This window comes from Janthinobacterium sp. LPB2021202312-11-4, assembly GCF_037049705.1.
Taxonomy (GTDB): Bacteria; Pseudomonadota; Gammaproteobacteria; order Pseudomonadales; family Pseudomonadaceae; genus Aquipseudomonas.
The window spans coordinates 87,611-113,385 of sequence record NZ_JBAGKV010000018.1 but is presented as its reverse complement, the minus strand read 5'-3'; the positions used below and the strand labels follow the sequence as shown (position 1 = coordinate 113,385).

Below are 25,775 nucleotides of genomic sequence, written 5' to 3'. Positions count from 1 at the left end.
TGTTATTCGGAGTTTGGAACGAGCTCAATGTGCGGCGATCAACAAGGCGTGCAGCTCTGCAAATCGCCACCCCTTACTCGGTGATCTTCTCGAAGTTGCGGTAGAACATGTCGTTGTCGCGGCTGTCGGTCATCGAGTGCAACTGGAAGCTGCGATTGAGCCGTGCGCCACCGTCCCGGGTCAGGGGCGACCAGACGAGGTTGGCGCGGCGCATGGTCGACATGCTCATCAGTTCATCGAACGGAATGGACAGGTACAGGCCTTTGTCGAAGCTACCTTCGCCATATTCAGGGCCGGTGGCGGTGGTGATGGTCGCCCAGGCACCAAAGCGTACGCCGTTGGAGAACTCCCGCGACAGATCGATGGTGGTACCCCAATCCCCCGCCAGGTAGCGCCCGACGCTGACGGCAGCGAGTGTGTCGTAGGGCAAATCGGTGTAACCGGTGATATGGCCGGTGACGACCGAGTAGTCCCGCAGGCCGAAGCCCTGGTCGAATTCGCGCTGACGCACGTAGTTCAAATCCGCGCCGACCGACCAGCGCTGGCCTTGCGGACGAAACAACACCTCGCCGCCAACGCCGGCAAACATCGACTCCAGATAGCCGCCGTAAACCATGCCATACAAATCCTTATCCAACTGCTCGGCGTGGCTGAACTGGAACAGCGGCATGGTGACTTCGGAAGTGGTCAGGTACTGACGCAAGTCCGTGCGCACCCGGGGCAGACCGCTGGGTGCGTCGTACTTGAAGCCGTCGAAGTTGTTCAGCAGATTGGCGCTGAGCAGGCCGCTCCACCAAGTGTTGCGGTTAAAGCGATACTCGGCATCCGCATCAGCACTGAACTGATAGAAAAAGCCGTCCGGGCCACCGACGTTCTGTTTAAAGCCCAACCCGGCGCCGTAGCTGAAAGGGTCGCGCGCCTCGGTGTAGAGGGTCTTCTCGTTGTGCGGCATCGCCGGATTGGTCTCGGTGTTGCGGTGCAACGCTTGCAGCGGTTCCTCATTGTTCAGCACTTCGCGAAAGGTTTGCCGAGGCACGCTGGTTTCTTCCAATGGAAGGTCATAGCGCTTGTTCACCACGGTGAACCAGTCGATATCCGAGTTGACGCTGTTGTCGAGAATCCGGCTGGCGCGACCGACCGCTTTGGCCGAATGGAAATAGCGGCCCTGCTCGCCGTAGACGATCAGTTCAGGACCGCGCTGGCTGATGCGCTCGACTTTGTAGCCGGCATTTTGCTGCAAACGCCGGGATACATCCGGCCAGTTGACCTGATCCATCGCGACGGTCGGAGACCTGGCTGGCAAGGGTTCCGCCGGTGGGTCGAAGGTCTTGGCCGGTGCCTTGCGGCTGACGAAGTTGGTGTGGAAGGTCAGACCGAACATCGCGGTGTTGCCCCGTTCCCAGGCTGCGCTGAGGTCCAGCGAGTCGGTCACCTTGAACACGGCACCGAGGTTGATCGGTGAGTCCTGCTCGATCACGTTGTCCTTGGGCTCGTGCTTGTAGTCGTTGCCTTCGTATTCGAGTTTGAGGCTGAGCCGATCCCAGGGCGTCTGGTAGGTCACGCCGCCGAATAACGAAGGTTTGCCACGAAAGTAGGCGCCAGCGTTGACGTCGCCAGTGCCTTCCATGTTGGGTCGGGTCTTGAAGCGATCATCGAGCCAACCCGCCGGGTTATCGAAGTCTCCGCGATTGCCCAGGTAACCCCAGGCAATCCCGGCGCTGAAATCAAAATCGTTATAGCGCTTGTTGGCCACCAGGAATTCACTGGAGAACAGGCCGGTACCGCCAATGTCTCGGAAGCCCAGCGCCACCTCGGGCGCCCAGTGGGTTTCCTGCCACAGCCGGACTTTGAGATCGACCGCCTTATCCTTGTAGCTCTGGTTGCCACTCAATGATTCTGGGCCGTAAGGGCGGTTGGTGATGGCGGTGTAGCGGAACGCGCCTTCGAGCCAGTCGAACGGCTGCAGCGCGACGCTGTAGCGACTGTAGGGCTCGGTGCGGTTGGCGTTCACGCTCAACTCGCCGGCCGGGGACATTCGGGCGGTCGGCGTTTGCCACAGGCCGACGCCACCAAAATCATTCTGGGTTAAACGTGGCTCGGCATGGGCCAAACCACAGGGCAATAACAACACGGCTGCAAAACGTAAATTCAATGAACCACCTCAGCCAATTGCGTGGCAAGAAATTCGGCCAACTGCTGATTCAGTTCAGGGATAGGCGGATCAAGATCATCATTTTTCAGCGGGATCAGAATCTTGCTGCCCGCCGCAGGCACCTGCCCGCTCTCACGATTCCACGGCGCGATGCCGACCTGGCGGGTGACGCCATTGGGTTGGATCAGCCACAGATAATCAGCCTCGGCATCGTCCAGCGTTGCGCACCCTGGCAAGTAATCCCGGGCTTCTTGCAGGGCGACATACGGCAACCGACACCGTTCGACGACCGCGCCGAGTACTTCAACTTCATCGATGCGCAACGGATAGATCAGGCGATCGCCGTCGCTCAAACGGACGTTAGGCGCGAACCCGACCTCGATGGCCACCGGGTCCAGCACGGTGATCTGGCGCCCGGTCACCGGCATGCGGCTGACCTGTTCGTACAGACGCATCGCCAGGTCGGCCCGGCTGGGTCTGTCGAACAGCAATGCGGTGCGTTGCAACACTTGCAGGTCGAACAGCACCCCGGTTTTGAGTCGGGTCTGGGCTTGCAGCAACGGCTGGCGCAGCAACGCGGCGGCCAGCCAGTAACTTTCGGCATTCGGCACGACAACGCTGATCACGTCCGACAAGCGCCCGCCCGGCGGCAGCTCCACCGGCCCCGGGACTTGCACGTCGCCTGTGACGGTCACTGCCGCTTGGCTCATGCCGGAAATCAACAGAAGGCACGCGGATAAAAACGGCGCCCGCTTCAACGGGCAAACCTGCGTTCAGGGGTCAATTGCACGATCTTGACCCGCAGTCGCGTGGTCAGTTGCTGCTCACTCTTCACAATGAAACCGTCCACCGGATCGACCCAGTAACGATTGGTCGCCCGCAGGCCAATGGCCGGGGCGTCGATCTGCTCATCGACACGTAGCACGGCGTATTCCTTGTTGAGAATTTCGAGGGTTTCCATGGATTTTCGCGAGAAGCGACTGTTCACGGTCACGCCGGTTTCGCTGCCTTGATAAAGATCAATCCAGCGCTGGCTGGTGTAGCCATCCGGCAGCGTGTGCAGGCCTTGTTTGAAGGGCGAAGTCGTCGCCAGACGCGTACCATCGAGGTCGCCTTCGATGCCCAGGCCGACGCTGCGCACCGCGAGTCCGTCGCGCAGCAACAGCACCTGTTTGCCGGACGCGACCCAGAATTGCAGGTCGCCCCGCTCACGCACCATCGCCAACACCCCGGAGCCGGACGGCGTGGTCAAAGTCAGCTGGGGAAATTCGACCCGAGCCACTTCGGCGGGTGTGACCTCAAGCTCATCGGGGCCGACTACCGCCGCTTTGAAGTTGCTCAAAGACGCGGTCATCAACGGGTTACAGCCACACAACAAGGCCGCTATCACGCAGACGCCAACATTCAACGTTTTCACAGACCTGACCTTATTTGCCGTTGTCTCTGACTTCACTCAGGTTCTTCGCCGAGGAAGCCCCCACACCTAGGATGGCGGCCGAAGGCACCAATTGGCTGATGAAGCGGTTCCAGCGCGTCACGTTGGCGGGGCCGACATAGACGATGTCCTGGGGCCGTACATTGAAGTGCGTGGCGAGCGCCATGGCGGTCGGCGACTCGGCTTGCAGTTGATAGATTTTCGCCGGCTCCACGTCGAGGTTTTCAACGCCCCGGATGACGTAGACCGCGTTGCCGTTGGAGGTGGTCTGGCTTAACCCGCCGACCGAGCCCAGCACATCGGACAGGTTCATGGTGGCGGTCTTGAACGTCAGCGCCCGGGGCTGATTGACTTCGCCCATCACGTAGATGCGCTTGTTGTCGTTGTACGGCAGGTAGAGCTGATCGCCACCCTTGAGGTAGACGTTCTGCAACTCGGAATCCTGCTGGTTTAGTGCATCGAGATTCAGCGGATACGTCCGCCCGTTACGCGTCAGCAGCAAGCCGGACAAGTCGGCATTGATCGGGTCGATTCCGGCCGAACCGAGGGCTTCGACCACATTCATCGGGTTGGTGGAAATCGGTTGCGAGCCAGCCTTCGAGACCGCCCCCGACACCACCACTTTCTGGCTGGCGAAGCGCAACACGGCGACGTCCACTTGCGGGTCGGCGATAAAGTCCGACAGCCTTGCGGAAATGTCCGCACGCAATTGCTGAATGGTTTTGCCGGCTGCCTGGACTTCCTTGATATAGGGGTAATACAGCGTGCCGTCGGAACGCACCAGGCGGCCGTTGGCGTCGATCTGCTGTTGCGCGCCGGAGGGTGCGGTCAGCTCCGGATGGTCCCAGACCGTGATGTACAACACATCATTGTTGCCGATGCGATATTCCGCCGGTGCCGTCAATAATTCCGCCGGCAGCGACGTATGTTTCTGCGTCGCCCGGTCCATGGCAATGAGCTTGGGGGTGATCGGAATCAGCTCGACGCGACTGCTTTCACTGGCCCCTTGGCGCGTGATATCGCTGGTGCTCAGGTATTGCCCCGGAGAAAACATACAACCTTGCAAAGCGATACTGGCCAACATCAAAAAGGGAAAACTACGAGTCATAAGGGCACTACGCTATTCAAGGGCAAATCCAGACAAGGTCACCCGACTTGCATCGGGCGACCTTGTGTTACACCTACAGGGTTTTTCAGTTACTGGTACCGGTGGTTCCGGTCGTACCTGTAGTCCCGGTTGTACCGCCGTTAGCGTTGCCGCCACTGTTAGAGGCAGCCACTGCACCGGCCACCATCGCCGTACTGGCCGCAGGCGCTTGGGAAGCGGCTACGTTACCGGCGACATTGGTTGCCTGTGTCAGCGGTGCTTCCGCTGCGAACGCCCAACTGCCAAACATCGACAACAGGGCAATTGCCATCACTTTCTTCATATCAACTCCTTTCTAACATCCCGCCATGTTAGAAAACCTGGCGCTCAGTCAGAGGTGGAAAGTTCAAGCCGCAAAAAGTGCGAACAAGATCCGTTGTTCATTCACAGTCACACGCGACTGATAAAGGTCGAACGGCGGGGTTTATATCTACGGATTTGCCCGATGCATTTCCAGACTAATTTGCCGACGATAATTAACATACCGGACGGTTTATAACATTCAGCAAGTTTGATAGTTACAGCGACAACTGTCCGTTATCCGAGATAGCCCTTTGGATGTTGCGATTGCCAGCGCCAAGTATCAGTCATCATTTGCTGCAAACTGCGCGTGGCTTTCCAGCCGAGTTCACGGGCGGCCTTGGACGGGTCGGCCAGGCTTTCGGCAACGTCACCGGAGCGGCGCGGCAAAATCCGATAAGGCACCGGGCGCCCCGATGCTTGCTCAAACGCGTGCAACACCTGCATCACGCTGTAGCCGTCACCGGTGCCAAGGTTCCAGATATGGATGCCCGTGGTTTGCGAAATCGACTGCAAGGCCTTCAGATGCCCGTCGGCCAAATCCACCACATGGATGTAGTCACGCACGCCGGTGCCATCGGCCGTGGGGTAATCATCACCGAAAATCGACAACTCTTTCAGGCTGCCCACCGCGACCTGGCTGATGTAGGGCACCAGGTTATTGGGAATGCCATTGGGGTCTTCGCCCAAGTGGCCACTGGCATGGGCGCCGATCGGATTGAAGTAGCGCAACAGCGCGATGCTCCAGCGCGGCTCGGCCACACACAGGTCGCGCAGCAGGTTTTCGACGATCAGCTTCGATTGGCCGTAGGGATTGGTCGGGCTGCCGGTGGGCACATCCTCGCTGATCGGCATCTGCTCCGGCGCGCCGTAGACCGTGGCCGATGAGCTGAACACCAGGCGAAATACCCCGGCGGCGGCCATCGCCTGGCACAACGCGATGCTGCCGCCGACATTGGCCTCGTAATACTCAAGTGGCTTGTGCACGCTTTCGCCGACGGCTTTGAGCCCGGCGAAATGCAGGACCGCATCAATGGCGTGCTGCTGAAAAATCCGGTCCAGCAAGGCCCGGTCGCAGACATCCCCGTGAATCATCAGCGCACTTTTTCCGCAAATGGCTTCCACGGCATGCAGCGCGGCGTCGGAGCTGTTGCAAAGATTGTCCAGCACCACCACGTCAAAACCCGCTTCAAGCAGTGCAAGTGTGGTGTGCGAACCGATATACCCGGTGCCACCCGTTACCAGAATTTTCATAGCGCGGTCCATAGTAGGGTCGAGAAGTGCTGATAACCTGTCCCAATCAATAGTTATCTCGACCAGACAGTATTACCGGGTACTTATTTAGCACTACGCAACGCTCACCACTATCAACAGACACCGACGAAAAATAACTAACGAGCCGCCGACCGACAACTCATAACATTCCCTGTTTAACCACCTGACAATAATTGCCATTAACAACCCATCTCAGGTATTAAAGTAGTCGCTTAGTTAAGAAACTTACAATCGATGTTTAGTTGAGCCCCATGACTTCCAGGATATTTTTATGATTCGTAAATGTTTGTTCCCCGCCGCTGGTTATGGCACGCGTTTCTTGCCGGCCACCAAAGCCATGCCCAAGGAAATGCTGCCAATCGTCAACAAGCCGTTGATCCAGTACGCCGTTGAAGAAGCACGGGACGCCGGCCTGCAACACATGGCCCTCGTTACCGGACGGGGCAAGCGTGCATTGGAAGATCACTTCGACATCAGCTATGAGCTGGAGCATCAGATTCGCGGCACCGAGAAAGAAAAATTCCTCGCTGGCACCCGCGAGCTGATCGAAACCTGCACCTTCTCTTACACCCGGCAGGTCGAAATGAAGGGCCTGGGCCACGCGATTCTCAGCGGCCGCCCGTTGATTGGCGATGAACCCTTCGCCGTTTCACTGGCGGATGATCTGTGCCTGAACCTGAACGGTGATGGCGTATTGGCGCAGATGATTCAGCTCTACAAGCGCTACCGTTGCTCGATCGTCGCCATCCAGGAAGTCCCCCGTGACCAGACCCACAAGTACGGCGTAATTGCCGGCGAGTTGATCGCCGACGGCGTCTACCGCGTCAGCAGCATGGTGGAAAAGCCCGCACCTGAAGACGCCCCGTCGAACCTGGCGATCATCGGCCGCTACATCCTGACGCCGGACATCTTTGACCTGATCGCCGACACCCAGCCCGGCAAAGGTGGCGAGATCCAGATTACCGATGCCTTGATGAAGCAAGCGCAAAACGGTTGCGTGCTGGCCTACAAGTTCGACGGCCTGCGCTTCGATTGCGGCGGTGCCGAGGGTTATCTCGAGGCCACCAATTTCTGTTACGAGCACCTGTATCTCAAGGGCCTGTAACCCTCCTCTCAACCGTCGCCCACTCTTCTCTTCAGGCAGGCCACTATGAACATTGCAAAGCGCTCGTCAGACATTGATTTGGACGTGGGCAACGTCGGGGTGATGTCATGGATGTCATTGAATCCGTCGTTGTCCTCACCCACCGAGACCTGGCTGGGCACGCTACTGATGGTCGAACGCATCGGCGTGTTCCCCTCGTCCGGGGAAATCCGTCGGCCCATGCGCGAGCCTGACGCGCTGCTCGCTCACTTGAAAAATCTCTACAGCGAGCAGGCGCTGGATATCGATGAACGCGCCGGGCTGAAAGTTATTTTCAGCGATTGGCGGTTCCGCGCGCGCATTGCCGGCAGCGATCCGGCCATCGTCATCACCGTGGAAAGCCGTTGTGATCCGCAACTGATGCCGCTCAAAACCGCCGAGCTGTTGAGTCAGCTGGAGCGCTTTGAGAAAGCCAGGGGCTGAATTCAAGCCTTACTCGCCGCAGGTGTCCTGCGGCGAAACCGCTTCGTTCCCACCGACGATCATTCGGTAAAAGAAATCCGCAATCACCCGACCGCCAGCCCCCGGGATAGGATGAACGCTGTCCGGGCCGATCATCGGGGCGGCACCACCCATGGCGTAGCGCTTGAAATCAGTGCCAAACGCGCACTGCATATTGGCGTACCCCAGGTGTTCGGCGCGCGCCCAAGGCTCCAGGAGTTGCGCGTAAGCCGACATCGGATAGGCACTGGAGCGCGTGGTGTCCTGGCGCAGGATCAGGTTGATGCTCGCCGCCGGATGCACCTCGCGCACCATCCGCACCAGGCCTTGGATGTTCTGCAGATAGGTTTCGGGCTTCACACCAAAACCCTGATCGTTGCCGCCGAGCATGATCAGGTAAATGTCCGCCGGAATCTTCGACACCACTGCTTTCCACTGGGCCTGCCAGCGGTCATCGCGGTGATAGAAATCGGCAGAGGCCGCGCCGGAAGCCGCGAGTTTGGACACCCGGACGCCCTCCTGCCGATTGCTCAGCCACACACCAAACAGCGTTGGCGCCCCACTGACCACCTCCAGCCGGAACGCCCATTCGGCCGTGTCAGGCGCGCCAGGCAAAGGGATTTCCTGAACACCTGAACCGCCGGTCTTCAATGAATGCCAAGACGCCGCTGCCGTCCAGCGGTAGCGCAGCTCATTGGTTTTTCCGTCGCCCAGGTAAAGCAATTTCGCCTGAGCGATGGAGGTATCAACGGCGGTGGACGGACTGGCATCAATCTCCAGATAAGCACCGGGGCGGCCCGTGATGGTGCGACTGTCGGGGCTGGCCTGGCCAAGACCGGACACGTCCCAATCCCCGCCGAAGTACTTTTCGCTGCCGCGGGTGTATTTGTAATGCGTCCCGCCGAGCGCCGCACCATGGTTGAAGCCGACATAGCCCGGCCCGGCGAAACCGGCCTTATGGGTGAGGTGCTGGACGAGTTTGTTCAGGTAAAAATCCTGCCCGGCGCTGTAGCTGTCGCCGATCACCGAGATGGCCAGCACCTTCCCCGCCCGACCTTCGCGCCATTGCGCAAAGCGTTCGCGAGCGTCGCCAACTTCAATTACCGAAGCCGCTGCGGGGTGCACATCATCGACTGCCAACACGCGTTACTTCCTTCATCAAAACAATCATCAGGATCACGCCACCGGCACCACAACGGCCGGCGGCTTTTTACGTGCGGCCCGCTCACCCAGAAACAGCACGGAGGTCACGGTGAACCGACTGAAAATGCTCGACAGCAGCACCGGCCCCAGCAAACCACAGGTCACGCCACCGAGCACCAGAAGACCTTCAGCGCTAACCCCCAGCCGCGCCAGCACGAGGCGCGAAGCGGCGGCAAACAACACATGAAACAGGAAAATCGCGTAGGAATAACCGCCGAGCCAAATCAACCAGCGCACCTGCAGGTTACTCGACAACAGCGCCATACAAGACACACAGCCCACCAGCAAACCGACCAGGCTGCGGCGATCGACGATCAACTCGCGATCCACCGCCGCCACATACAGCAGCACCAGCGAGATCAACACAAACACCAACGGCCCGATCACCTTGAGCGATTGCCTGATCTGATTGACCTTTTCATGGCCAATCATCCCCAGCACAAAAAACGGCAGCAAATAGACCGCGCCGTTAATGCCAAAGGCATCGACTGCAAACGGGGGTAGCAGAAACACTCCCGCCGCAAACGCCAGCAACAGATACAAACGCGTCACCGATGGCAACAGGCCGCGCCACTCCAGCAGGCCGACAAACATGAAGATGATGAATACCGCCTGCAAAAACCAGAAGTGGTTGACCGGGATATAGAACGACAACAACGCATCGATCACGCCCACGTCTTTGTTCACCCCGGGCCCGATTGCTTGCAGCACCGAGAACGGAACCCCGACACAAAACAACGGCACGATCAGCCGCCGGACCTTACCGACAAAGTAGGCGTTAAAGTCATTGCCGCGGATTTTGTAGAGGGAATAGATGTAGCCCGAGATAAAGGTGAACAGCGGCATCCGCACGTAGACCATCGAGTCGGCGATCACCCGGAATGGCGAGCCCAGGTCGATTTTCAAGCCGCCACCCAAGGGCCCGATCACGTGATACAGCACCAGTAGCAGGCAGGCCAAACCGCGCAGGGTTTCGATCTCCAGCGACTTTTTTTTGCTCGACATAACGCACAAACCTCAGCTCAGGATTCTTGATTCGACCAACTCAGGTTTCTTGGCCCGCAACTGCAAACCCAGGCCCATAAACAGCACCGGCACGACCATGGAAAAATGCCGGGCGAAGGAGCCGAAGTCCGGTTCGAACAAGCCTTGCACCAGCAGAAAGGACAGCGGAATGGCGATCAGTTCTTTGACTTTGGTGTCAATGCGCACGCCCTTGTAGTCGCGGGAGGTGATCATTTTGAACATCAGCAAAGACGTCATCATCATCAACACCACGAAGATGATCTGGCCCAGGCCCGAGAGCAGGATCAGCTCCACGGGAAACGACAGGCGGAAAAAGATGCTCATCGAGTCCAGCGCTTGCGAGACAAAATCACCGCCGCTGATCCAGGACACGATCAACGACTTCGAACCCTCCTCCCCCGCCGTGCGCAGCTCATTGTTGCTGGCGCGAATCGACGACACCGAATAACCGACCACCAGTTGAATCGCCGTGGCGATGGCCAGGTAAAACAGGAACAGCATCAGGAAGAAGGTCATCCGCGACACGTACTTCTTCATCACGCAGACGCCAAACCAGGCCAGGGAAAACAGTATCCAGTAGGGCCGGATCAACACGCCGTAAATCACCGCCGAACAGAAAAACCCGCCGCGATAACGCCTGGAAAACGAGAACAGCAAAATCGAAATCATCGCCACCGAGACAATGATTTCCTTGGTCAGGTTTTCGAGGAAAAACGAGCGGACCACGCCCCACAAACACAGGGTCAGGAAAATCGTCAGCGGCATGCGCCGGAACATCAGGACCGGCACCGCCGTCAGGAACAGGTTGCACGCCATGCCGTAGGCCCAGGCGTTGGTCAGGTTGATGCCGGTGGGTCGCAGCAAGTACGCCGAGCACTCATAGGAAGAGCGATCCGGGGAGAACGGATTCCAGAAGTTGCAGTTGTCGGCGCGGGCGTAGGACGACCACAACGTCATCGCATCGGGACCCGGATCGCGGTGCATCAGCAGTGGCATCGCCACCGACAAAAACAAGCCACTGAACAGAATCAGGAACGAAATCGACGCGTCGAGTCGTCTGCCGCGAAACTCGATGGAAGGCAGCTTCACGCGGTCACCTTCGCTCGGGTAAACCGGGTCAGCAACGCGATGACCCCGAGTTGCACGGTGATCGAAAACACATTCCCCCAGGCCGCGCCATAAATCGAATAGTGCTTGATCAGCAGGTAACTGACCGGCAGCGAAACCAGCAGGCAGATCGCCGCGCTGGCCAGTGACACCCGGCTGTTTTTCGAGGCGATCAGACCACCCCAGACAATGTCGCCGACGGCGCGCAGGGCGAAGGAAAAAATCAGCACGCCAAGCAGGTCGTTATCCGGACGCGGCACCGTCGTGGCGACGTAATCGAGCACAAGATTGAAAAACAGCACAATCATCAGCGCCACGACGCCAGACACCACAAGCGCGCGCACCACCCACTGATTCACGAACAATTGGCGCACGGTCAGCGCCTGATGGTCGTGCTGATAACGCTTGGCGAGCACCGGGATGCCGACCACCGCCACCACCGCGTAGGACAGCGCTTGCAACGTATTGGCCGCCGACCAGGCGTAGACGTATTTGCCGAGGCTGGCGTAAGGCTCGATGTCGATGATCAGAAAGCGCTCGGCGTACTGACTCAACGCGATCAAACCCGTGCCCAGATAAAACGGCAACCCGGCTTTCCACACCGAGGCCGTGGTCAGCACAGCGGTCACCCGCCCGCGATGAACGTTCACCACAATCAGGTAACCGACAACAATCACCAACACATTGGCCGCCACCCACAACCACAAAACACTGGCGATGCTAGAGATCCAGCCGAGCATCATCCCGGCCAACGCCAACAGCGCCCAGAGGCCGGTTTTGATAAAGAACAGCAGCGCGCCCAACGTGGCTTTCTGCGCAGAAAAAACAAAGGAATTGATTTCGAACGACAGGTGCTCGGTGAGCAGCAAAAGCGCCACGCACACAATCAGCCTGGCACTCGCCTCGGCCTGCTGGAACAGCGAATACACCGTGACCGTCACCAGCGATAAGACGATGCCCACCGCCAGGTACAACAACAGGACCTTATCGACGACCCATCGCGAACTGCCGCCGACGCTGATCAGCCGGTTGATTTCGGAACTGAAACCGACGCTGTAGAACTTCGACGCAATCAACGACGCGGCCACCACCACGCCGTAAAAGCCCAGCGCGTCATAGCCCAGGTAGTGGGTGATGGCCAACACCAGCAGAAACTTCGCGCCTAACGCCCCACCCCGGAGCAGTAGCCGAAATATCATCGAACAATGCCCTTGATGATCCCGTCCATGACCTGGCTCTTGGCTTCGATTTCTTTGCAGGTGTCGGTCAGTTGCTGGCCGAATCGGGACAAGGCATTCGGGGCGTAAACAGTGTCGATGATTTTTTCGACATTGATGTCGCCGCCATTGATCACCCAGTCTTCCACGCCCATGTCCTGATAGGCGCCAAAGCCCTTGCGCTCATAGCTGATATGGAACGCCGGGACGCCCGCCAGCAGCGATTCGATGGCGCCGTGCAAGCGCACGGAAATCACCAGGTCCGGTTGGTATTTGGCCAGGGTCGCCTTCAGCGGCAGCAGGTCTTCGGTGATGCCCAACTCGCGATAGAACGCGCCGTCATCATTCCCCCGCACGGCGCTTTGCACCGCGCACACCACTTTGCTTTTGTCCTTCAGGCGCTGGAGCAGCAGCTTCAGATTCGCGACATAGCCGGCCTTCTTTTCCTTGCTCCACGCCGGCGGTTTGCGCAGCACCACGCAGACCGTCGCCGGGGTTGCCGCGCAACGGGTGAACTTGGGTTGCTGGAGAATCTTGCCGGCCAATGCCTGCACCGCCAGATCCGGTGCGCGGTAGACATTTTCATGGGTGCCGAACAGCTCCGAGGAACGGTTGTCCCGGACAAACACCGCATCGGCCTGGGCGTAATGCTCGACGATTTTGCCGCCCTCACCGTGAAACGGACCGATGCTTTGCGGCAGGTACACCGACGGTACTTTGCTCAGGATCGCCGTTTCCAGTTGCTTGGCGTGGCCCAGTTTCAACTTGATATGTTCGAAGGCACTTTTGGAGCGCATGTAGCCGCCGCCGACGCCGACGATCAAGTCTGTTGAACTCAGCAGGTCCGCGAGGCCGGCGTAAGACTGATTCAAGAACAGCGCTTGCTTGACCCGGCTCAACCCCTTGGCCGCCATGACCGGCGCGTCATAGCGCTGGTACGGCAAATAACTGAAGGACTCGGGGTCCGAGGCCACGACGTTGATTGAGGTATCGGCGCCAAAGTTTCGCAGCACCATGGCAATCGCCAGGTCCACGAGCAGGCCATCACCGGAATTGGAGGCGCTGTAGCCATGCAAAATCGTTACGTTCATAAGCTGATATCTACTTAGTAAGAGGGAGCGGAATACACGTCGTAGGTCTGCCGGATCATCAACGTGGAGCTGAACCGCTCGCGGACCTTGTCGCGACCTTGAGTGCCGAGCGCCAGCAAACCGGGCTTCTGGATTTTGACCAGCAGGTTGGTCAGGGCCTGGTGATCCCCCGTGGGGAAGATGTAGCCGGTCACGCCGTGGGTGACCAACTCGGGCAACGACGTGCAGTCACTGGCAATCACCGGCAGCCCCATGGCCATACCTTCCAGTGGCACCATGGCAAAGCCTTCCCAGCGACTGGGCACGATCAGCGCATCCGCCGCCAGATACAGCGCATTCACTTCCGCCGGGGTTACCCACGGCACGTATTCGACCCCTGCCATCACCGGGCAATCGACCGTGTCTTCATTCACCGCACTGCCGACCACCGTCAGCCTCAGGTCAGTGCGCTGCACACCGGCAAAGCCCTTGAGCAACACATCAAAGCCTTTCTGATAGTCGAGACGCCCCACGAACAGCAGACGGATCGGTGCGTTATCAGCGGTCTTCGGCGCTTCGTTTTTGTAAGGGATGCCGTTGTAGATCAGCGTCATCCGGCGGCGATCAATGCCAAACCTTGCGGCTTTATCCAGTTCGTACTGGCTGACGCAAATGATCACGTCCGTGACCTTCTGCAACAGCCGCTCAATCAGCGAATAGACTTTCTGCTTGGCCGGTGAACTCTCCATCAGGAATGAAAAGGCGTGGGGGCAGTAGACGATTTTCGGCGAACGCCATGGCCGCAGCAGCACGCACACCACGCGGCCAATGACCCCGGAAAAGGTGCTGTGCAAATGCACCACGTCGGGTTTTTCCTTGAGAATAAAACGGCCCAGTTGCCAGGCGAAGCGCAGCAGCGAACGCACATTGCGCTTGGTCCGGTCGAAGGTCCGGATCTGTTGCTCATCGATGCCGTGCAGCTCTTTTTTCTGATCGAACGGGATCAAATAGACCAGTTCATAGTTCTGAGCCTCGCCCTCAGGTGGCGCCGATATCGTGCGAATAACGGTGGCCACGCCACCTTTAATCGTCTCGGCCACATGCAGTATTTTTTTCACAATCCACCCATTTCCATGCAGGTAATGACCATCGCCGAATCAAGCCTTGTCGGACGCATACTCGTAGTTGTAATTACCGTAGCCACCGTTGCCGTAATAACTCGCGGCACGCTTCTCGACGCCATTGAACACAGCGCCCTTCAACTGGATGCCGTTCTGGGCAAATCGGCGGATCGTCAGTTCGATCTCTTTGGCCGGGTTCACGCCGAAACGAGTAACGATCAGGCTGATCGCCGCTTCCCGGCCGACAATCGCGGCGTCGGTGACCGCCAGCAGCGGTGGCGTATCGATAATCACCACGTCATACAGGTCGCTGAGTTGTGCCAGCAGTTCACGGAAGTTCGCGTGCATCAGCAACTCGGACGGGTTGGGCGGGACCTGTCCGCGACTGATGAAATGCAGGTTGTCGACTTCGGTTTCATGGATGCCCTGTTCAAGGCTGCAACGCTTGACCAACAGGTCGGACAAGCCATTGGTGATCGGCGTATTGAGCGTCTTGTGCAAATGCCCTTTGCGCATGTCGGCGTCGATCAGCACCACCCTTTGTCCGCTCTGGGCCATGACCGCCGCGAGGTTGGATGAGACGAAGGTTTTACCGACTTGCGGGCTCGGGCCGGAAATCATGATCCGGTTGTTGGTCGAGTCCAGCCCGGCGAAATGCAGGCAAGTGCGCAAACTGCGGATCGATTCGATCGACAGATCGGTCGGGTTACGTAGCGCCAACAGAAATGCCTGCTTGCGCGATTCGTCACTGATGCGGACTTTTTTACTGTCCTCTTCCTGTTGCAAAACGCTGTAAGGAATCGACGCATACACCGGCAACCCGAGCTGCTCGATGGCCTCGGGCCCCTCCAATCCACGACTCAGGGATTTACGCACCAGCACCAGGGCCACGCCGAAGAACGCGCCAAGGAACGTCGCGATCAGCACGATCAGCGCTTTGCGCGGTTTGACCGGGGTGGTCTTGTCGACATCCGCCGCGTCGATCAGCCGAGCGTTGCCCACCGCCCCGGCCCGGACAATGTCCAGCTCCTGGGATTTGTTCAGCAACTGCGTGTAGATCTGCGACGCCACTTCCACGTCACGGGTCAGGTTCAGCAGCTCCTGTTGCGTGGCGGGCAGGTCCTGAACCTTGCTCTCCAGCGCCTTCTGCTGCTGGGTCAATTCGCCGATCTGCGTCATCAACGCGCGATAGACCGGATGCTGCCTGGTGAACTTGCGATCAAGCTCCGCCTGTTGCAGCTTCAACTCCGAAATGCGTGTGTCGAGGGTGACAATCTGTTCCAGCACCGACTGAGTTTCGAGGGAAATATTCACGGTCTTGCCGCGGGTTTGATAACCGTTGAGCGCATCGCTGGCCTTGATCAGGTCACTCTTGACCTGGGGCAACTGGGCTTGCAGAAAGTCCAGGCTTTGCGCCGCTTCGGCCGAGGTGCGCTCGACGTTTTGCTGCACATACAACGAGGCGACTTTGTTGAGGATTTTCACTGCCTGGGCGTGATCAGGGCTGGCCAGTGCCAGGCGGATAATGCCCGACTCCTTGCCTTGCTCGGACACATCCAGGTCATCCTGATAATCAAGGATGGTGACGATTCTTGGGCTGCGCACCACGTCGAAACGGGTGCCGGGGTTGGCCGTCAGTTCGGCGATCCGGCCATCGACGCCGTTTTGCGCAAACGCTTCGCCGGCCACACCGTCCACCAGCACATTGTCCTTGTCATCGAACAACTGGAATCGCTGGTGCTCGGCGGCGATCAGCTTGAGCTTCTTACCCAGCAATTCTTCCGGCAGGTTGAGTTTTGCGATCTCCAGGCGTTCACCGCCCCAGGCGTAGCTGTTCAGGCCGAAACGCGGCGCGGCCACACCGTCGCCCTTGTAGCGCCGGGCCAGAAAACCGCCAATGATGGGAAAGGTATTGGGCGTGACGTCGATATCCAGGTGCAGATCGTCGACAGTTTTGCCGATCACCGCCCGAGACTTGATGATGCCGATCTCGGTGACCGACGGCGATTGGCCACTGAGCATGCTGTTGAGGTCGGAGAAACCCAGCATGTCGTTCTTTTTCGGTTCGACCTGAACCACGGCGTTCGCCAGGTACACCGGCGTCGCCAAAATGGCATAGGCCACGCCGGTCAGCATAAATGCCCCGGTGAGTGCGCCGATCAACCATTTCTGATCAATTAAACTGCCGAATATACCGAGAAGATCAATATCATCTCGTTCGTTGTCCCGGGTGCCGACTACTGACGGTAACTGCATAAGTTCGTTCTTACCATTTACTGATCTGAAAATGATTCATCAATGCCCGAGGCGCTGCGCCCATGAGCAAACAGCATCTTCAATCAATGCATGGGCATGAATAAAAGCTGCTTTTCCTTGACGATAGGGGTCCTGTATTTCTCGTTCACTCTGCCACTTGCCGAGAAGAAACACTTTGCCCCTGGCGTGCGATGCAATCTTCAGCACTTGTTTTACGTGCTCTTTTTCCATGACCAGAATCAGGTCTGAATCATTAACGATATCCGCTGTAATTTGCCGTGCCTTGAAAGCCTGGGCCCTGTGCCCATTTGCCTCAAGCACTTCCCGCGCCGCCGGTTCCATGGCCTCGCCCACCCTGGCGGACAGGCCCGCAGAGGTCACGGCGATGGAGGAAGAGACCAGCGCGTTACGCAGCAGCATTTCGGCTGTAGGACTTCGGCAAATATTGCCCACGCAGACGACAAGGATCTTTCTGAACAAGGCAATGCTTCCCGTGTAATGTTGAATCAACCCATTTGTAGCGACGAACTGAGTGAACCCACGGTTCATCCCGCACTCAGAAATGGATCAGCCTTGTAAATACAGCGTATTAAGTACCACGACAGATAAAAGCCGCCCAACCAGAATAACCGGACCAAAAATAACGATGACTTTCTAACAATAACCACCCGACAAAAACTAACATCCGTGCACTTAGCGATCGTCTGATCATCGAACTCATCAGCACCGAAAACGTTATTTTCAGCTCGACGACAGGAACGCCTACATGAACTCAGCAACTTTTAAACACTTTGCCGCTTCGACGTTGCTGATGCTCAGTGCGGCGAGTCAGGTTCACGCCAGTGAACTGTTCCCCGCCCTGGCCGCCAACAAAACTATCGGTGTTCAGGTCAAGATCCAGACCTTCACCGCCTCCGACGCCGAGCAGATCAAAGCGGCAGGTTTCGGGTTTGTGCGTTTTGGCATCTGGACGGATAGCCTGGGTGGCTCGGCCTATCAAAAACAGATCAGCGATGCGTTTGCCGCCGCCAAGTCTGTGGGTCTGCCGGTGTTGATGACGATACGCTCGACCAAGGCGCTGACGGCGTCGGGCAACACCCGCGAGTTGGCGGCGGCGGGAGCACAGTTCGCCAATTCAGTGGTTGCCCTGGAACAGTCCTACAGCACGCAGTTGGTCGCCATCGAAATATGGAATGAGCCGGACCTGGGGAAGTATTGGCCGACCGGTCACTTTGAGGCGACCTTTGTTCCGTTCATGAGCGCCATGTGCCATTCCCTGGAGCAAAAAGCGCCAACCACACCGCTAGTGGGTTTCGGCTTCGCGAAGGCGCCGAGCGCGGGCTCAGCGTCCACCGTGGCGCTGAACCGGATTGTCAGTGAATACCCGAAATGCCTCAGTGCGATTTCCTATCACCCCTACGGTTTGTCCGGAGCCCAGATCGGCAATGCTCAGGCGTTCATTCAGCAGAACTTCCATCTGCCGGGGGTGATCAGTGAGTGGGGCGTGTCGGCGCTCAGTTCCAACGGCGGGGTTGAGGGGCAGGCCAGCAAAGTCAGCACGTTTATTGCCGATGTGAAAAAACTCAACATCCCGCTGACCTCACTCTATGAGTGGAAGAACAGCGATACCGGCGGTAATGACCGGGAAAGGAATTTTGGCCTGCTGACGGCGGATGGTCAGCCGAAACCGGCAAAACTGGCGGCCAAGGCACTGTTAACGCCACAGTAGGGGTCAACAGTCAGTTACTTTGAACCTGCGCCCCGATTTGGCATCGTATTTACCGATACCGCGCCCCGCCATTCAAACAGCCGTTTTGCGGATGTTGCCGCTGGAGCCATTGATACGCACACCCGCCCTTGAGTGGCTGTCAGCGCTCGGGTAATGTCATCAGACCCATAGGACAGAGCACGCCCATGACTTCCAAGCTGGAACAACTCAAACAAATCACCACCGTCGTTGCCGATACCGGCGACTTCGAAGCCATCGCTCGCGTTAAACCGGTTGACGCTACCACCAACCCTTCCCTGTTGCTCAAAGCAGCGGCCATTCCCGGTTATGCCGAGCTGCTGAACGCTTGCGTTCACGACTGCAAAGGCGACGTGGGCCTGGCCAGCGACCGTTTTGGCGTCGCGGTAGGGCAAGAAATCCTGAAAGTAGTACCGGGCCGCATTTCCACCGAAGTGGATGCACGTCTTTCGTTCGACACTGACGCCGTATTGAAGCGCGCGCACCGTCTGATCGAGCTGTACGACAAGGCCGGCATTGGCCGTGACCGTGTGCTAATCAAGATCGCTTCCACCTGGGAAGGCATTCGCGCGGCCGAGATCCTGGAAAAGGAAGGCATCCAGACCAACCTGACCCTGCTGTTCTCCTTCGCCCAGGCTGCGGCATGTGCTGACGCCGGGGTGTTCCTGATTTCGCCGTTCGTGGGCCGCATCTACGATTGGTACAAAAAGGCCAACGGTAACGACTACACCGGCGCGGATGATCCAGGCGTGCAGTCGGTAACCCGCATCTACAACTACTACAAGGCCAATGACTACAAAACCGTAGTGATGGGCGCGAGCTTCCGCAACCTCAATCAAATCGAGCAACTGGCCGGCTGTGATCGCCTGACCATCAGCCCGGACCTGCTGGAGAAACTGGCAGCGGATAACGGCAAACTGGAGCGTAAATTGGCACCAGGGCATGCCGGTGAAGCGCGCTTGAGCTTGAATGAAGCGCAATTCCGTTGGTTGTCCAACGAGGATGCGATGGCGACCGAGAAACTGGCTGAGGGGATTCGTCAGTTCGCTCGGGACCAGGAGAAACTTGAGGCGCTGCTGCAAGCCAAGTTGTGATCTAGCTCAAGGCAATGCAAAAAGGGCGAACCCGTTGGGTTCGCCCTTTTTTGCGCTAAGGAACGTTGTTGGCTTTGCAAAAGGCTCGTTCGCGGCCTTAAGGACGCCATCGCGAGCAAGCTCAGGTCCTACAGGGATTTGTGTTGGGTCAGAGTCATGTGATCGACGCACAACCCTGTAGGATCAAGGCTTGCCCGCGATGGGGCACGACCGGTCAACAATTACTCAAAGAATCAATGCCGCTCCAGCGCATTCACCAAGTCATGAAACGCTTCGCGATTGGAATCGTTCAGGCCCATGAGGATCTTGTGCGCTTCGAGGACTTTGATCCGCACGATTTCTTCGGACTGATCCTGGTCTGGCAGGTCGGTCAGGCACTCAGGGCATGGGATTGGGCGGTCAACGATGTTGAACACCTGCTCGAAGCCCATGGACTGCAGCAGACGGGTGATGTCTTCGTGGGTGGTGACGACGGTCGGCAGCAGGCCGACCTTTTGCCGCGACAGGATCGACAGTTTGGCCAGCAGGCCCAACGTGGTGCTGTCGATGCTGCGGGTTTCGGTCAGGTCGATCACGATCGCGTTGAAGTTCAACGCCGTGAAGATCCGCTCAATAGTCGCATCCAACGCCGAACACAGGGTCAGGCGAACTTCACCGACGAATTTCAGGACGAAGGTGCCGTCCTGTTCGGCGAACTGGATTCTACCGGTACTCATTAAAGATTCCTGCTCAACACCAACAGGGCGATATCATCCGGCATCTCCCCTAGCGTGGCCAATCCAAAAACCTGCCGCAGCCCATCCAGGGTGCCGCCCGCAGCTTTGACCCGTTGGGGCAATGCCGCTTCTTTCTCTTTGAGTGTAGGTTCTGACAACAGGTCCAGGATGCCGTCAGACATCAGCGTCAGGCTGAACGTCGGCGGCAACTCCATTACGTGATCTTCATAGGTGGCTTCATTGAAGAGGCCCACCGGCAGACCACGCCCGTCCAGATAACGAACACTGTCTGGCGTGTACAACACAGGCAACGGCAAATGACCGCCGATGCTATAGGTCAACAAACCTGTCTCCTCGTCGATGACACCACCGACCATTGTGACGTGTTTACCCAGCTTACAACTGATCAGGCCCCGGTTGATATGACCAAGAACCTCTGAAGGCTTGAATTCCGGCAAAGTGCCATTGCGCTTGGACTCGAACAGCAGGCGCGTGGTCATGAACTTCAACAGCACCGTGACGAAGGCTGAAGAGGCGCCATGCCCGGAAACGTCCGCCAGGTAGAAGGCTACCCGACGCTCGTCGACCCGAAAGTAGTCAACGAAATCACCCGACAGGTACAACGAAGGGATGATCTGGTGCGCAAACTGGAACTCATCGATGGTCCAGGGACTGACCGGCAGCATGTTCATCTGCACCTGGCGACCGGCGTTCTGGTCTTCCTGGAGCAGGTTCAGGCTGGCTTCGAGCTCGCGGTTGGCCTTTTCAAGCTTGTCGCGGTAGCGCTGGTTCTCCAGCAGCAGGCGCGCACGATCCAGGGCCCGGCGCACAGAGTGCTCGAGCACAGCCAGATCTTCGAGAGGCTTGATCAGGTAATCCGCCGCGCCCAGGCGCAGGGCCTCGACCGCATCGTTCATCACGCCGGCGCCCGATACCACGATAACCGGGGTTTGCGGGGACAGCTCGGTGACCTGGCGAATGAGTTCGAGCCCGCCCATCTGCGGCATGCGCAGATCGCAGATGACCAAGTCGGGCTTGTCTTGCTCGAATACCTGAAGACCCTGTTGGCCATTGCTGGCCTGCAGGACACTGAAACCACTGTCTTCCAAATAGGCGGCGAGGCTCGCGCGCACTACTTCGTCATCATCGATTATCAGCAGCGTGGCACTGGTTTTTGGCATGTGGGCAAACGGCGCCAGAATTAGGTTGGCGTAGCAGGCAGGGGTTTTGTCCCGGCTCACACTACTGGATTCGCTTTCTAGCCTCTCTGTTGCACTGTTTTCGAGCGTTCGCCCTACACACAGGTTCACCAGAGGTGCCCTTCTAAGGCGCAGACGGTACTCCCATCCGCGGGGCGTTTCAAGCTCACGCCGATGCTCGCTTGACGTCTTTACTTCTCAAATCACCGAGAGTTATAAGAACAGGTAAAACCGGAACCTAATGGAAGGATCGAGCCCATGAGTCAAACCGATCGGGACTACAGCGAAAAGCGTGATTTCATCCGCATGCGGGTCGATGCCGATGTCTCGCTGATTCACGAGGGCGATGAGGTGCAAGCCGTCTGCATCGACCTTTCCAGCAGTGGCATGCAGGTTGAGGCGCCACAATTGTTCAAGGTCGGCGACCGGCTCAGCGTGCGCATCGACTCCGATCACACGGCACTCAAGGGGCTTGAGGCCGACACCGAAGTGGTCTGGGTGAAGGAGCAGGACGGCAGCAGTCAGAAACTCGGGCTTACAATCTTGAAGATGAAATAACCCGGAACCCACAACGAAAGAAGGCGGCCCAATGGCCGCCTTCTTCGTTTTACCGCTTCACATCAAAAATCGTCTTCGACGTGGCCGTCTTTGACTTTGAATTCGCGGTTTTGCAGGTAGGCATTGCGGATGAAGATGTACTTGTCGCCGTTGATCAGCTTCTCGGCCGACAGCAGGCTGGCGCGGGTGTCGACAATGTTCAGGCCGAATACCGAATTACGCACCGGCACGTCGTTGATGTACGGGTACGGGCCGGTGTAGCTGTCGACGAATTTGGACGGAGCATCACGCAGGGTGCTTGGACCAAGCAGCGGCAACATCACGTAAGGACCACTGCCAACGCCCCAATAGCCGAGGGTCTGACCGAAATCTTCGTCGCTGCGTTGCAGGCCCATCTTGGTGCCCACATCGAAGAAACCGGCAATACCCAGCGTGGTATTGAGCAGGATTCGCGCAGTATCGATACCGGCGGCAGCCGGCTTCGCCTGCAGGATGTTGTTGGCCAGGTTGGTGACATCACCCACGTTGCGGAACATGTTGTGGATGCCGTCCTCCACGAACTGCGGCGTCACGAACTCATAACCCTGGGCAATGGGCTTGAGCGCGTAGGTATCGACGAAGTCGTTGAACTGGTAGATCGGGCGGTTAACACTTTCCCAAGGGTCGTCTTCCGTGGCGGCCTGGGCAGCGAACGGAACCAGCAATAGGCTGGCACACACACATAGCTGAGCGAGTTGATTGCTCCAGCGCATAGAAAAACTCCTTGGATTGTACTGGCGCGGGCGCGCGGCCCAAGCGTTAAGTTGGCTAGTATAAGACGCAAAAGCAGTTTTAGGCAGCGCCGCACGAATCCGCCTACGGATGTTGCGAACCGACTGTGAGCGATTCACATCCATGTCATTGAACTGTCACCGTCCTCCCCTAGCCTTATCGCTATTTCAGGGACGTTGATATGCCACACGCTGAAGCCTTGCCCGTCGCCGCCCCAAGCCTGACCGCCGTACTGTTTGGCCTCAGTGGTTGCCTGGTGGATTTCGGCGCCCGCACGCGCCAGTCCGATGGCCCTTGTGCCGAACACGCTGAAGTCACCCCCGGCGCGCTGGACAGCCTGCACAGTTTGCAGCGTCAGCAAATACCCTGCGCCTGGCTGGATGAACTCGCCCCAGCCCACAGCCACACCTTGGCCGCCGCGCTGCCGACGTGGATCAAATCCTCGCAACATCCAGCAACAATCAATCCGTGGCCGGCCCCGAATGCGTGCTGGCAAGCCTTGATGACATTGAATGTCGAGCGCCTGGACGGTTGCGTACTGGTCAGCGGCGAACCGCGATTGCTGCAAGCCGGGCTAAATGCCGGATTGTGGACCATTGGCCTGGCGTCCTGCGGCTCGCTGTGCGGGCTCGCACCGAACGAGTGGCAAGCATTGAGCCAAAAAGACCGTGAACAGCTGCGCGGCAAGGCAACCGTGCAACTGTTTGGCCTGGGCGTGCATTCGGTGATCGATCACCTCGGGGAGCTTGATACTTGTCTGGCAGATATCAGCCTGCGCCGGTTCAAGGGTGAAAAGCCCTGATCGAGATCATGCAGGTTGCCCGCGAGTGGATTAATCTAAAGGTCAGCCATAGACCTTTGGCGTGCTGCCGCGGTCTATGCCAGTGCCTATCGATAAAAGGAAGAACGCCATGCCTGCCCGCGAACTGCAAGAACAGCTCAATACCCTGCGCGAGCAATTGGAACAGAATCCGCCGCTGTCCGAAGCCGAGCGCGAAGACCTCCACGCGCTGATGCAACAGATCGAACTCGAGATTGAGCTGGAAACCAAAACCAAGGACTCCAACCTTGCCGACGGCGTAAACCTGGCCGTCGAACGTTTCGAACTCGAACACCCCGCCATTGCCGGCACCTTGCGCAATATTGTGCAAACGTTGGGCAACATCGGGATCTGAATCCGTCAGATACCAAAAAGCCCTGCTAGTGATAGCGGGGCTTTTTCGTTTTCAACGGTGACATCAAAAGATCGCAGCCTTCGGCAGCGCCTACAGGAAAACGCATTCCCATATAGGAGCTGCCAAAGGCTGCGATCTTTTGATCTTGATGTTACTGGCGAACCAACCGGTGATTCGGCAGTTGCACATCTTCAGTACTGCGATACGGATTGATATCCAGCCCACCACGCCGCACATACCGCGCATACACCGTCAACTTCTCCGGTTTCAGCAACCGCTGCAGGTCAAGGAAGATCCGCTCCACACACTGCTCATGAAAGTCCGAGTGCTGACGAAAACTCACGATGTACTCCAGCAAACTCGCGTGATCCAGCGCCGCGCCCCGGTACTCGACCGCCACGCTGCCCCAGTCCGGCTGGCTAGTAACCGGGCAATTGGATTTGAGCAAATGGCTGTGCACGCTCTCCTCGACAATGCGCGACTCATCGCAACGCAGCAGCTCCGGGCGCGGGTGTTCATAGTTGCTGACGCTGATGTCCAGGTCATCAATGCACGTACCCGGCAACGCCACGACGCCTTCCGCTTCAACATCGCGCAAGCTGCGAATCCGCACACCGACCGGTTTGCCGGCCGCCGCCGACAGGTCTTTCACCAGCGTGGCTTCGAGGCTCGCGGTGTCGGCAAACGGCGTCTGGTTCAGGGAGTTGAGGTACAGCTTGAACGACTTGGATTCGATGATGTTCGGCGAGTCCGCCGGAATACTGAACTCACCGATCGCCACCACGGGTTTGCCCGACGGCAACAGCCACGACAGTTCGAAGCAGTTCCAGAAGTCCACGCCTTTATACGGCAGGGTGTCCGCGGTCAGCCCCAGCTCGGCCCATTTCGCGGTACGCGGGATAGGGAACAGCAAGGACGGCGTGTAAGTGGCGATGTATTCGCTGGATTTGCCCAGCGGCGAATGTTCGGCTGCGGGATGCATGGCGGAAACCTGACTGAAGAATCAGCGGATTCTACCAGCCTTTGCGCCGGCCTTTGAGCGCTTACTGACTGACTGTCAGTTTGCCGACCATGCCCGCCTGATAGTGGCCGGGAATATTGCAGGCGAATTCCAAGCTGGTGGCCTTGGTGAACGTCCAGGTCAGCTCGGCGGTTTTACCCGGCGGCACCAGCACGCTGTTCGGGTCGTCATGCTTCATTCCATGGCCCATGCCGGCCATCGAGCCGTGGTCCATTTCCTTCATCGCTGTAGGCGTCAGCATTCCACTCTGCTGCATCTTCAACATTTCCTGCTGGTGCGCGGCATGCATCGCTGCATCGCCGAGGTTGAATTCGTGCAGCAACTGGCCTTTATTCACCAGCACAAAGCGAATCGTCTCACCGGCCTTGATATCGATGGCTTTCGGATCAAACGACATATCGCCCATCACCACTTCGATGCTGCGACTGGCCTTGGCCGCCGGGGCTGGCTGACCGAAGTCATAGGTCTGCGCGGGCGAAGCCCATACCGGCGAACCCAGCGCCAGCAGACACGCGGCCAGCACCAGACGATTGCGCAAAAACATAGTCGTACTCCAACAAGATAAGGTTCAGCCTGTGGAAAACTCTAAACTGACACGCC

The 25,775-nt window shown here is 58.1% G+C and carries 26 protein-coding genes; 7 read left to right on the top strand and 19 right to left on the bottom strand.

The genetic code is table 11. The features are described 5' to 3' along the window. Nucleotides 1-73: 73 nt before the first annotated feature. From V5E99_RS19650 to galE, 6 genes are all read right to left on the bottom strand, one after another. Nucleotides 74-2,152 (bottom strand): YjbH domain-containing protein, encoded by a 2,079-nt coding sequence (locus tag V5E99_RS19650; protein WP_499803927.1) that lies wholly within the window; start codon nt 2,150-2,152, stop codon nt 74-76. Next, the gene (locus V5E99_RS19645) at nt 2,149-2,862 is read right to left on the bottom strand and encodes a capsule biosynthesis GfcC family protein (RefSeq protein WP_499803926.1); all 714 of its coding nucleotides are present in this window, start codon (nt 2,860-2,862) and stop codon (nt 2,149-2,151) included. The genes V5E99_RS19650 and V5E99_RS19645 overlap by 4 nt, the downstream gene beginning before the upstream one ends. A gap of 44 nt (nt 2,863-2,906) precedes the next feature. Continuing rightward, nucleotides 2,907-3,569 carry a YjbF family lipoprotein gene (locus V5E99_RS19640; protein WP_499803925.1) on the bottom strand — a complete coding sequence of 221 codons (663 nt, stop codon included), beginning with the start codon at nt 3,567-3,569 and terminating at the stop codon, nt 2,907-2,909. Between the two features lie 10 nt (nt 3,570-3,579). Further along, a complete protein-coding gene (locus tag V5E99_RS19635; protein WP_499803924.1) occupies nt 3,580-4,641 on the bottom strand; it encodes a polysaccharide biosynthesis/export family protein in 1,062 nt (353 codons plus the stop codon). 139 nt (nt 4,642-4,780) lie between these two features. After that, nucleotides 4,781-5,017 carry a hypothetical protein gene (locus V5E99_RS19630; protein ID WP_499803923.1) on the bottom strand — a complete coding sequence of 79 codons (237 nt, stop codon included), beginning with the start codon at nt 5,015-5,017 and terminating at the stop codon, nt 4,781-4,783. Nucleotides 5,018-5,271: 254 nt separating this feature from the next. After that, nucleotides 5,272-6,288, bottom strand: coding sequence for a UDP-glucose 4-epimerase GalE (gene galE / locus V5E99_RS19625; protein WP_499803922.1), 1,017 nt, complete (start codon nt 6,286-6,288; stop codon nt 5,272-5,274). Between the two features lie 292 nt (nt 6,289-6,580). Between galE and galU the strand changes: the two genes are divergently transcribed. Further along, nucleotides 6,581-7,414: a UTP--glucose-1-phosphate uridylyltransferase GalU gene (gene galU / locus V5E99_RS19620; RefSeq protein WP_499803921.1), complete on the top strand. Its 834-nt coding sequence runs from the start codon at nt 6,581-6,583 to the stop codon at nt 7,412-7,414. A 45-nt stretch (nt 7,415-7,459) separates the two neighbouring features. Next, a complete protein-coding gene (locus V5E99_RS19615; protein WP_499803920.1) occupies nt 7,460-7,876 on the top strand; it encodes a hypothetical protein in 417 nt (138 codons plus the stop codon). A gap of 9 nt (nt 7,877-7,885) precedes the next feature. Here the strand turns inward: V5E99_RS19615 and V5E99_RS19610 are convergent, their stop codons facing one another. The 8 genes from V5E99_RS19610 to V5E99_RS19575 are packed head-to-tail and all read right to left on the bottom strand — an operon-like array spanning nt 7,886 to nt 17,443. Then, a complete protein-coding gene (locus tag V5E99_RS19610; RefSeq protein WP_499803919.1) occupies nt 7,886-9,037 on the bottom strand; it encodes an SGNH/GDSL hydrolase family protein in 1,152 nt (383 codons plus the stop codon). 33 nt (nt 9,038-9,070) lie between these two features. Further along, nucleotides 9,071-10,102, bottom strand: coding sequence for an acyltransferase family protein (locus V5E99_RS19605; protein ID WP_499803918.1), 1,032 nt, complete (start codon nt 10,100-10,102; stop codon nt 9,071-9,073). Nucleotides 10,103-10,114: 12 nt separating this feature from the next. After that, a complete protein-coding gene (locus V5E99_RS19600) occupies nt 10,115-11,212 on the bottom strand; it encodes a hypothetical protein (RefSeq protein WP_499803917.1) in 1,098 nt (365 codons plus the stop codon). Then, nucleotides 11,209-12,429, bottom strand: a complete 1,221-nt coding sequence (locus V5E99_RS19595; RefSeq protein WP_499803916.1) for an MATE family efflux transporter — start codon at nt 12,427-12,429, stop codon at nt 11,209-11,211. The genes V5E99_RS19600 and V5E99_RS19595 overlap by 4 nt, the downstream gene beginning before the upstream one ends. Further along, on the bottom strand, nt 12,426-13,538 hold the full coding sequence (locus tag V5E99_RS19590) for a polysaccharide pyruvyl transferase family protein (protein WP_499803915.1): 1,113 nt from the start codon (nt 13,536-13,538) through the stop codon (nt 12,426-12,428). Before V5E99_RS19590 ends, V5E99_RS19595 begins: the two co-directional genes overlap by 4 nt. A 14-nt stretch (nt 13,539-13,552) precedes the next feature. Then, nucleotides 13,553-14,635 (bottom strand): glycosyltransferase, encoded by a 1,083-nt coding sequence (locus V5E99_RS19585; RefSeq protein ID WP_499803914.1) that lies wholly within the window; start codon nt 14,633-14,635, stop codon nt 13,553-13,555. A 39-nt stretch (nt 14,636-14,674) separates the two neighbouring features. Beyond that, the gene (locus V5E99_RS19580) at nt 14,675-16,894 is read right to left on the bottom strand and encodes a polysaccharide biosynthesis tyrosine autokinase (RefSeq protein WP_499803913.1); all 2,220 of its coding nucleotides are present in this window, start codon (nt 16,892-16,894) and stop codon (nt 14,675-14,677) included. A 39-nt stretch (nt 16,895-16,933) separates the two neighbouring features. Beyond that, nucleotides 16,934-17,443 (bottom strand): low molecular weight protein-tyrosine-phosphatase, encoded by a 510-nt coding sequence (locus V5E99_RS19575; RefSeq protein ID WP_499803912.1) that lies wholly within the window; start codon nt 17,441-17,443, stop codon nt 16,934-16,936. A gap of 217 nt (nt 17,444-17,660) precedes the next feature. Between V5E99_RS19575 and V5E99_RS19570 the strand changes: the two genes are divergently transcribed. Further along, nucleotides 17,661-18,623 carry a hypothetical protein gene (locus V5E99_RS19570; protein WP_499803911.1) on the top strand — a complete coding sequence of 321 codons (963 nt, stop codon included), beginning with the start codon at nt 17,661-17,663 and terminating at the stop codon, nt 18,621-18,623. A 185-nt stretch (nt 18,624-18,808) separates the two neighbouring features. Further along, nucleotides 18,809-19,735 (top strand): transaldolase, encoded by a 927-nt coding sequence (tal, locus tag V5E99_RS19565; RefSeq protein WP_123403444.1) that lies wholly within the window; start codon nt 18,809-18,811, stop codon nt 19,733-19,735. A 233-nt stretch (nt 19,736-19,968) separates the two neighbouring features. Here tal and rssC read toward each other — a convergent pair whose 3' ends face one another. Together rssC and rssB are read right to left on the bottom strand one after the other, a co-directional pair. Beyond that, a complete protein-coding gene (rssC, locus tag V5E99_RS19560; protein ID WP_123403442.1) occupies nt 19,969-20,451 on the bottom strand; it encodes an anti-sigma factor antagonist RssC in 483 nt (160 codons plus the stop codon). After that, complete coding sequence (gene rssB, locus V5E99_RS19555; protein WP_499803910.1) at nt 20,451-21,761, bottom strand: two-component system response regulator RssB; 1,311 nt, start codon at nt 21,759-21,761, stop codon at nt 20,451-20,453. The genes rssC and rssB overlap by 1 nt, the downstream gene beginning before the upstream one ends. 147 nt (nt 21,762-21,908) lie before the next feature. On the opposite strand from rssB, the gene V5E99_RS19550 reads away from it, so the two are divergent. Then, nucleotides 21,909-22,208 (top strand): PilZ domain-containing protein, encoded by a 300-nt coding sequence (locus V5E99_RS19550; protein ID WP_499803909.1) that lies wholly within the window; start codon nt 21,909-21,911, stop codon nt 22,206-22,208. Nucleotides 22,209-22,270: 62 nt separating this feature from the next. On the opposite strand, the gene V5E99_RS19545 is transcribed toward V5E99_RS19550, so the two are convergent. Then, a complete protein-coding gene (locus tag V5E99_RS19545; RefSeq protein ID WP_499803908.1) occupies nt 22,271-22,960 on the bottom strand; it encodes an MlaA family lipoprotein in 690 nt (229 codons plus the stop codon). Nucleotides 22,961-23,160: 200 nt separating this feature from the next. On the opposite strand from V5E99_RS19545, the gene pcrP reads away from it, so the two are divergent. Next, entirely contained in the window at nt 23,161-23,781 is a 621-nt protein-coding gene (pcrP, locus tag V5E99_RS19540; RefSeq protein WP_499803907.1) for an HAD superfamily inactivated hydrolase PcrP, read from the top strand. A 109-nt stretch (nt 23,782-23,890) separates the two neighbouring features. Further along, nucleotides 23,891-24,154, top strand: coding sequence for a DUF4404 family protein (locus tag V5E99_RS19535; protein ID WP_499803906.1), 264 nt, complete (start codon nt 23,891-23,893; stop codon nt 24,152-24,154). Between the two features lie 151 nt (nt 24,155-24,305). Here V5E99_RS19535 and queF read toward each other — a convergent pair whose 3' ends face one another. Together queF and copI are read right to left on the bottom strand one after the other, a co-directional pair. Then, nucleotides 24,306-25,136, bottom strand: a complete 831-nt coding sequence (gene queF, locus V5E99_RS19530) for an NADPH-dependent 7-cyano-7-deazaguanine reductase QueF (RefSeq protein WP_499803905.1) — start codon at nt 25,134-25,136, stop codon at nt 24,306-24,308. A gap of 61 nt (nt 25,137-25,197) precedes the next feature. Continuing rightward, the gene (copI, locus tag V5E99_RS19525) at nt 25,198-25,719 is read right to left on the bottom strand and encodes a copper-resistant cuproprotein CopI (protein ID WP_499803904.1); all 522 of its coding nucleotides are present in this window, start codon (nt 25,717-25,719) and stop codon (nt 25,198-25,200) included. Between the last annotated feature and the right edge of the window lie 56 nt (nt 25,720-25,775).

Coding starts and splice junctions, on each gene's coding strand:
- V5E99_RS19590 (WP_499803915.1), bottom strand. CDS start 13,538: ATGAACGTAACGATTTTGCATGGCTACAGCGCCTCCAATTCCGGTGAT.
- galU (WP_499803921.1), top strand. CDS start 6,581: ATGATTCGTAAATGTTTGTTCCCCGCCGCTGGTTATGGCACGCGTTTC.
- galE (WP_499803922.1), bottom strand. CDS start 6,288: ATGAAAATTCTGGTAACGGGTGGCACCGGGTATATCGGTTCGCACACC.
- V5E99_RS19635 (WP_499803924.1), bottom strand. CDS start 4,641: ATGTTTTCTCCGGGGCAATACCTGAGCACCAGCGATATCACGCGCCAA.
- V5E99_RS19630 (WP_499803923.1), bottom strand. CDS start 5,017: ATGAAGAAAGTGATGGCAATTGCCCTGTTGTCGATGTTTGGCAGTTGG.
- V5E99_RS19575 (WP_499803912.1), bottom strand. CDS start 17,443: ATGAACCGTGGGTTCACTCAGTTCGTCGCTACAAATGGGTTGATTCAA.
- V5E99_RS19535 (WP_499803906.1), top strand. CDS start 23,891: ATGCCTGCCCGCGAACTGCAAGAACAGCTCAATACCCTGCGCGAGCAA.
- V5E99_RS19615 (WP_499803920.1), top strand. CDS start 7,460: ATGAACATTGCAAAGCGCTCGTCAGACATTGATTTGGACGTGGGCAAC.
- V5E99_RS19645 (WP_499803926.1), bottom strand. CDS start 2,862: ATGAGCCAAGCGGCAGTGACCGTCACAGGCGACGTGCAAGTCCCGGGG.
- queF (WP_499803905.1), bottom strand. CDS start 25,136: ATGCATCCCGCAGCCGAACATTCGCCGCTGGGCAAATCCAGCGAATAC.
- pcrP (WP_499803907.1), top strand. CDS start 23,161: ATGCCACACGCTGAAGCCTTGCCCGTCGCCGCCCCAAGCCTGACCGCC.
- rssC (WP_123403442.1), bottom strand. CDS start 20,451: ATGAGTACCGGTAGAATCCAGTTCGCCGAACAGGACGGCACCTTCGTC.
- V5E99_RS19550 (WP_499803909.1), top strand. CDS start 21,909: ATGAGTCAAACCGATCGGGACTACAGCGAAAAGCGTGATTTCATCCGC.
- tal (WP_123403444.1), top strand. CDS start 18,809: ATGACTTCCAAGCTGGAACAACTCAAACAAATCACCACCGTCGTTGCC.
- copI (WP_499803904.1), bottom strand. CDS start 25,719: ATGTTTTTGCGCAATCGTCTGGTGCTGGCCGCGTGTCTGCTGGCGCTG.
- V5E99_RS19545 (WP_499803908.1), bottom strand. CDS start 22,960: ATGCGCTGGAGCAATCAACTCGCTCAGCTATGTGTGTGTGCCAGCCTA.
- V5E99_RS19605 (WP_499803918.1), bottom strand. CDS start 10,102: ATGTCGAGCAAAAAAAAGTCGCTGGAGATCGAAACCCTGCGCGGTTTG.
- V5E99_RS19580 (WP_499803913.1), bottom strand. CDS start 16,894: ATGCAGTTACCGTCAGTAGTCGGCACCCGGGACAACGAACGAGATGAT.
- V5E99_RS19595 (WP_499803916.1), bottom strand. CDS start 12,429: ATGATATTTCGGCTACTGCTCCGGGGTGGGGCGTTAGGCGCGAAGTTT.
- V5E99_RS19570 (WP_499803911.1), top strand. CDS start 17,661: ATGAACTCAGCAACTTTTAAACACTTTGCCGCTTCGACGTTGCTGATG.